This window comes from Erwinia sp. ErVv1 (assembly GCF_900068895.1).
In the GTDB taxonomy this organism is placed as follows: domain Bacteria; phylum Pseudomonadota; class Gammaproteobacteria; order Enterobacterales; family Enterobacteriaceae; genus Erwinia.
In genome coordinates, this window is record NZ_CDPK01000022.1 from 46,621 (window position 1) to 53,658 (window position 7,038).

Annotated in this window: 7 protein-coding genes; 5 read left to right on the forward strand and 2 right to left on the reverse strand. The window is 56.8% G+C overall.

Going from position 1 to position 7,038, the window contains the following annotated elements:
• Positions 1-37 precede the first annotated feature (37 nt).
• From hemE to A1830_RS20365, 5 genes are all read left to right on the forward strand, one after another.
• The gene (hemE, locus tag A1830_RS20345) at positions 38-1,105 is read left to right on the forward strand and encodes a uroporphyrinogen decarboxylase (RefSeq protein WP_067710349.1); all 1,068 of its coding nucleotides are present in this window, start codon (positions 38-40) and stop codon (positions 1,103-1,105) included.
• A 2-nt stretch (positions 1,106-1,107) separates the two neighbouring features.
• Positions 1,108-1,776 carry a deoxyribonuclease V gene (gene nfi, locus A1830_RS20350; RefSeq protein WP_067710333.1) on the forward strand — a complete coding sequence of 223 codons (669 nt, stop codon included), beginning with the start codon at positions 1,108-1,110 and terminating at the stop codon, positions 1,774-1,776.
• Positions 1,777-1,841: 65 nt separating this feature from the next.
• The gene (locus tag A1830_RS20355; protein WP_067710335.1) at positions 1,842-2,432 is read left to right on the forward strand and encodes a YjaG family protein; all 591 of its coding nucleotides are present in this window, start codon (positions 1,842-1,844) and stop codon (positions 2,430-2,432) included.
• A gap of 188 nt (positions 2,433-2,620) precedes the next feature.
• A complete protein-coding gene (gene hupA, locus A1830_RS20360) occupies positions 2,621-2,893 on the forward strand; it encodes a nucleoid-associated protein HU-alpha (protein WP_017803060.1) in 273 nt (90 codons plus the stop codon).
• A 117-nt stretch (positions 2,894-3,010) separates the two neighbouring features.
• The gene (locus tag A1830_RS20365) at positions 3,011-3,673 is read left to right on the forward strand and encodes a DUF1481 domain-containing protein (protein WP_067710337.1); all 663 of its coding nucleotides are present in this window, start codon (positions 3,011-3,013) and stop codon (positions 3,671-3,673) included.
• A gap of 38 nt (positions 3,674-3,711) precedes the next feature.
• On the opposite strand, the gene purD is transcribed toward A1830_RS20365, so the two are convergent.
• Positions 3,712-4,992, reverse strand: a complete 1,281-nt coding sequence (gene purD / locus A1830_RS20370) for a phosphoribosylamine--glycine ligase (protein WP_067710339.1) — start codon at positions 4,990-4,992, stop codon at positions 3,712-3,714.
• A gap of 15 nt (positions 4,993-5,007) precedes the next feature.
• Complete coding sequence (gene purH / locus A1830_RS20375; RefSeq protein WP_067710341.1) at positions 5,008-6,597, reverse strand: bifunctional phosphoribosylaminoimidazolecarboxamide formyltransferase/IMP cyclohydrolase; 1,590 nt, start codon at positions 6,595-6,597, stop codon at positions 5,008-5,010.
• Between the last annotated feature and the right edge of the window lie 441 nt (positions 6,598-7,038).

Consider the following 7,038-nt stretch of genomic DNA (forward strand, 5'->3'; position numbering starts at 1 on the left):
GTTATACTGTGCGCCTGATTTTGAGAGAGCGTTTAAGATGAGTGAACTGAAGAACGACCGTTATCTGCGCGCCCTGCTGCGCCAGCCTGTGGATGTGACCCCGGTATGGATGATGCGCCAGGCCGGACGCTACCTGCCAGAATATAAGGCGACCCGTGCCATCGCCGGTGATTTTATGTCGCTGTGCAAAAATGCCGAGCTGGCCTGCGAAGTCACGCTACAGCCGCTGCGTCGCTATCCGCTGGATGCGGCGATCCTGTTCTCCGATATTCTTACCATCCCCGACGCCATGGGGCTGGGCCTGTGGTTTGAGGCGGGAGAAGGCCCCCGTTTTTCCTCACCGATCACCTGCCGCGCTGATGTTGAGAAGCTGCCGGTGCCCGACCCGGAACAGGATCTGGGCTATGTGATGAATGCGGTGCGCACTATCCGTAAAAACCTGAAGGGTGAAATACCGCTGATAGGTTTCTCCGGCAGCCCCTGGACGCTGGCCACCTACATGGTTGAAGGGGGCAGCAGCAAAGCCTTCACCAAACTGAAAAAAATGATGTATGCCGAGCCTGAAACCCTGCATCTGATGCTGGATAAGGTGGCCGACAGCGTCACGCTCTACCTGAACGCCCAAATACGCGCCGGTGCGCAGTCGGTGATGATATTCGACACCTGGGGCGGGGTGCTGACGGGACGGGACTATCTTGAATTCTCCCTGCACTATATGCACAAAATCGTGGACGGCCTGATCCGTGAGAATGACGGACGCCGCGTGCCGGTCACCCTGTTTACCAAAGGCGGTGGCCAGTGGCTGGAAGCGATGGCAGCTACCGGCTGCGACGCGCTGGGGCTGGACTGGACCACCGATATCGGCGACGCCCGCCGCCGCGTGGGTGATAAAGTTGCCCTACAGGGGAATATGGATCCGTCTATGCTTTACGCGTCCCCTGCGCGTATCGGGCAGGAGGTCGCGGGCATCCTAGAAGGGTTTGGCCACGGCAATGGACACGTATTCAACCTGGGTCACGGGATCCATCAGGATGTTCCACCCGAGCATGCTGGCGCTTTCATTGACTCAGTACATCGGCTTTCACGGCCATATCACCAGGACTAACCATGGACATTGCAGCATTACGTCAGGAGCAACTTGAACGCGCGGCAGAAGTGCAGCAGGAAGATGACTTTGAAGTAATGCCGCCGCGCTATATAGGCGGTGCCGATGTCGGTTTTGAACAGGGGGGCGAGGTTACGCGCGCTGCCCTGGTTATTCTGGAATATCCGTCGCTCAGGCTGGTGGAGCATCGCGTTGCCCGTATCGCGACGACGATGCCCTATATTCCGGGGTTCCTTTCATTCCGTGAATATCCTGCGCTGCTCGCGGCGTGGCAGCAGCTTGAGCTAAAGCCAGACCTGCTGTTCGTTGATGGGCAGGGCATTGCGCACCCGCGCCGCCTTGGCGTCGCCAGCCATTTCGGCCTGCTGGTGGATGTCCCAACCATTGGCGTGGCAAAAAGCCGCCTGTGTGGCAAGTTTGAGCCGCTGGATGACGAGCCGGGGACAACACAGCCGCTGATCGACAAAGGCGAGCAAATTGGCTGGGTATTGCGCAGCAAGCGCCGGTGTAACCCCCTCTTTATCTCGCCGGGGCATCGCGTTAGCCAGACGACGGCGCTCAGCTGGGTGGAAACCTGTCTGAACGGCTACCGGCTGCCCGAACCGACGCGCTGGGCTGATGCCGTGGCCTCACGGCGACCTGCTTTTATGCGCCTTCAGGAGCAGGGTTAACGGTGTGACGCGCGGTCTTTTCGGTTACACTGCTGGCCGCGCACTTCTGTTTAAGAGATCTCAACATGTTACGTAATCCGATTCACCTGCGTCTGGAAAAGCTGGAAAGCTGGCAGCACGTTACTTTTATGGCCTGTCTGTGCGAACGTATGGCCCCCAACTATCGGGCGTTTTGCGATCGTACAGGATTCGGTGAAGGGCAGCTGTATCGCCGCATCCTCGATCTGGTCTGGGAAACGCTGCTGGTAAAAGATGCTAAGGTGAATTTTGACTCACAGCTCGAGAAGCTGGAGGAAGCGATACCCAACGCTGAAGATTACGATCTCTACGGCGTGTATCCGGCCATTGATGCCTGCGTCGCATTAAGTGAACTGCTGCACTCTCGTCTGAGCGGTGAAACGCTGGAGCATGCGATCGCCGTAAGCGATGCCTCCGTGACGACCGTTGCGATGCTGGAAATGACCCAGGCTGAACGGGAAATGACCGACGAAGAGCTTAAAGAGAACCCCGCAGTTGAAGAAGAATGGGACATCCAGTGGGAGATTTTCCGCCTGCTCAGTGCCTGCGAAGAGAGGGACCCCGAACTGATAAAAGGACTGCGAGCTGACCTGCGTGAATCAGGGATCAGTAATATCGGTATAAATTTTCAGCAGTAAGGCGATAAAACGTGACTTCAGGCCTGATTTGTAGCGCCAGGAGGCTTCACATCCGCCCCCAGTCTGGTCTACATTTGGGGGGCTGAAAAAAGTGGCTATCGGTGCGTGTATGCAGGAGAGTGCCAGAAACTGGTTTTTCCCTCGCACTCGATGCTTAGCAAGCGATAAATACACTGTAAGGATAACTTATGAACAAGACTCAACTGATTGATGTAATTGCTGACAAAGCGGACCTGTCTAAGACCCAGGCTAAAGCTGCACTGGAATCCACCCTGGCTGCGATTACTGAGTCTCTGAAAGAGGGTGATGCTGTACAACTGGTTGGTTTTGGTACTTTTAAAGTTAACCACCGTGCTGAGCGTACTGGCCGCAACCCGCAGACTGGCAATGAAATCAAAATTGCTGCTGCTAACGTACCGGCATTTGTTTCAGGTAAAGCACTGAAAGACGCTGTTAAGTAATTGTCTGACGGTAAAAAGTTTTAAACAGGGGGGCGTTATGCCCCTTTTGTTATAGATACATCCGGGCAAACCGCTTTACCACCGGGCATTTCACCCACACTGTGTGATAATCGCGCCATGACTCGTTCTCCTCTTATTCCGCTCTCCCTGCTGACGCTGCTGTTACTGGCAGGTTGCAGCTCACAGCCAGCACTGCCTGACTTTACCGCCAGTGGTTATCTGGCCGATCGCGGCGCCGTTCGTATCTGGCGCAAAAACGACGGCAATGAGAGCAGCCATCTGCTGACGTTTTACACGCCCTTTTCGGGTGGCGCGACGGAGACGACCGACTATATGTGGCAGTCGGACAAGCTTATCTCCATAGAACGTCATCGTTTTGGCGACAGCCCCGAGAACGTGACGCTGCGCTTCGACCAGGACGGCAGCCTGAGTTTTATGCAGCGCCAGTTCGCCGGTCGCCGTGAAGCGCTCTCCGCAGACGCGGTGGCGTTATATCAGTTTGATGGCGGGCGTATGCTGAAAATCAGCGATGACCTGCTGAAAGGGCGGGTACTGCTCAGGCAAGGGCGCTGGTCGGCGTCCGGCGTCGTCACGACGTGCAAGGGGCAGAAAGAGCGGCCCGGCTTCGACCACTATTCCGTTAACTATATTACCCAGCATCAGCGCAGCCCGGACAAGCCGGTCAGCATCGCCTGGCTGGAAGCGCCTAAAGGCGTTCAGCTGCTGATTGTCACGCCCGACGATCTCTGCGCGAACGAGCCTGACGAAGCCAGCTTCTGAATGCCACCCGGGCCGGATTGCTCCGGCCCGGGTAAGGGCTATTTGCGGCCTATCGCGCGATAGCCGATATCATGGCGGCAGAAGCTGTCCTTCCATGAAACGGGCTTAGCCAGTTCATAGGCGCGCTTCTGCGCAGCGGCCACGTCATCTCCCAGTGCGGTCACGCACAATACCCGTCCGCCCTGGGTTACCACCAGATCGTCCTGCATACGCGTACCGGCATGGAAGATTTTGCCGTCTGGCGTTTCTTCCAGCGGCAGACCGTGGATTTGGTCACCCATCGCGTAGTCACCCGGGTAACCCCCGGCAGCCAGCACCACGCCCAGCGAAGGGCGAGGATCCCACTCTGAGTCTTTGGTATTCAGCTTGCCCTCTACGCCTGCCAGACAGAGATCGACCAGATCCGACTGCATACGCAGCATGATTGGCTGCGTCTCGGGATCGCCGAAGCGGCAGTTAAACTCAATAACCTTCGGCTGACCCTGCTTATCAATCATCAGGCCCGCGTACAGAAAGCCGGTATAGGTGTTTCCTTCCGCTGCCATGCCCCGAACCGTCGGCCAGATAACTTCATCCATCACCCGCTGGTGGACAGCATCGGTCACTACCGGCGCGGGAGAGTAGGCGCCCATCCCACCGGTATTGGGGCCGGTATCCCCATCACCCACGCGTTTATGATCCTGGCTGGTCGCCATCGGTAACACATTCTCGCCATCAACCATTACGATAAAGCTGGCTTCTTCCCCGTCCAGAAACTCTTCCACCACGATGCGGTGGCCTGCATTGCCAAAGGCATTGCCGGCCAGCATGTCCTGAATGGCTTCTTCGGCCTCGGCCAGGGTCATTGCCACAATCACACCTTTACCCGCGGCCAGGCCATCGGCTTTAATCACGATGGGCGCGCCCTTGCTGCGCGTATAGGCCAGGGCGGGCCCGACCTCGGTAAAGTTTTGATATTCAGCGGTCGGAATATGATGACGCGCCAGGAAATCTTTCGTGAAGGCTTTAGACCCTTCCAGCTGAGCAGCGGCCTGCGTCGGACCAAAAATCTTCAGCCCGGCAGCGCGGAAGGCATCCACCACGCCCAGCACCAGCGGTGCTTCCGGGCCGACGATGGTCAGATCAATCTTCTCCTCACTCGCGAAGCGCAGCAGTGCCGGAATATCGGTGGCGCTGATATCAACGTTCTGCAAAGCAGGCTCAAGGGCAGTACCTGCGTTACCCGGCGCGACAAAAACGGTTTCCGCCAGCGGCGAGAGTGAGGCCTTCCATGCCAGGGCGTGCTCACGCCCGCCGTTACCAATAACGAGAATTTTCATTTTTCTGCTCCGTAATTAATGGCGGAAATGACGCATCGCGGTGAAGATCATGGCAATGCCGTGCTCGTCGGCGGCGGCAATAACTTCTTCATCACGAATAGAGCCGCCTGGCTGGATAACACAGCTGACGCCAACGGCGGCGGCGGCATCAATGCCGTCGCGGAAGGGGAAGAACGCATCGGACGCCATAGCCGAGCCTTTCACTTCCAGCCCCTCGTCTGCCGCCTTGATACCGGCAATCTTCGCGGAATAGACTCGGCTCATCTGCCCCGCGCCAATACCGATGGTCATATTCTCACGCGCGTAAACGATGGCGTTGGACTTCACGAATTTAGCGACCTTCCAGCAGAACAGCGCATCACGCAATTCCTGTTCGGTCGGCTGGCGCTGGGTCACCACCTTAAGCTGGTGGCTCTCCACCATACCTAAATCGCGATCCTGCACCAGTAGCCCACCGTTGACGCGCTTGAAATCCAGACCGGCCTGACGCTGCTGCCACTCTCCACAGGTGAGTACGCGTACGTTCTGCTTACTCGCGGTTATCTTAAGCGCGGCCTCACTTGCGGAGGGGGCAATAATCACCTCAACAAACTGACGACTGACAATGGCCTGCGCCGTCTCTTCATCCAGCTCGCGGTTAAAGGCGATAATGCCGCCAAAGGCGGATGTTGGGTCGGTTTTATACGCCCGCTCATAGGCGTCCAGAATCGAATCGCTAATGGCAACGCCACAGGGATTGGCGTGTTTGACGATCACACAGGCTGGCTGGTCGAATTCCTTGACGCACTCCAGTGCGGCGTCGGTATCGGCGATGTTGTTATAGGAGAGCGCTTTGCCCTGAACCTGCTGAGCAGTGGCGACCGAGGCTTCGGTAATCCTGTCTTCTATATAGAAGGCGGCGTCCTGATGGCTGTTCTCACCGTAGCGCATATCCTGCTTTTTAATGAAGCTCAGATTCAGCGTCCGCGGGAAGCGGCCAGAAGGTGCAATGGTATCGCCATGATAAGCGGGGACCAGGCTGCCAAAGTAGTTGGCAATCATCCCGTCATAGGCAGCGGTATGCTCAAAGGCCTTGATGGCCAGGTTGAAGCGCGTGGCCTGCGTCAGGCTGTTCTCGTTCTGATCCAGCTCGACAACAATGGCCTGGTAATCGCTGCTGTTGACCACGATAGCCACGTCTTTGTGGTTTTTGGCGGCGGAGCGCACCATCGTTGGACCGCCGATATCAATATTCTCGACGGCATCTTCCAGCGAGCAGTCTTCACGCGCGACGGTCTGGGCAAAGGGATAAAGGTTAACGACCACCATGTCGATAGGGGCAATGCTGTGTTCCGCCATAATGGCATCATCCTGGCCGCGACGGCCTAAAATGCCGCCGTGCACTTTCGGGTGCAGCGTTTTAACGCGTCCATCCATCATTTCGGGGAAGCCGGTGTAGTCAGACACTTCGGTGACGGAGAGGCCCGCGTCTGCCAGCAGGCGGGCGGTGCCTCCGGTGGAGAGGAGTTCGATACCGCGCTGGGTCAGCGCCTGAGCAAATTCGATGATACCGGCTTTATCAGACACGCTGAGCAGAGCGCGGCGTACAGGACGACGTTGTTGCATGGTGATGATCCCTTGGCTTTGATTCGCAGAGAGTAAGAGCGTTACATCAAGCTTAGCCATTTTCACCTCTATATAGAGAAGAGTGAGAATAAGCTTCAGGTAACCCCCCCAAAACTGGGGCCAGGATTTTGCCCGGCATTGTAGCGAAAACGTTTGCGTGATGCTCGTGTAAATTCGCGGTGCGGCAGCGATGTGGATAAATCGGTGGATAAGTGCGTATAACCCGGGGTTTTGCTGTGGAATGCAGCGAACGCGCTATTTTTATCAAATTAGGGGTTGTCAGCCGTCAGGAACTCCCTATAATGCGCCTCCATCGACACGGAACAACGGCTTACAGGCCGCCGGGTTGAGAGGTCAGGAAGCTGAACCGCCGGAGAAAAACTTCCCAAAAACAAGTTGACTCTGAAGGAGGAAAGCGTAATATACGCCACCTCGCAGCAG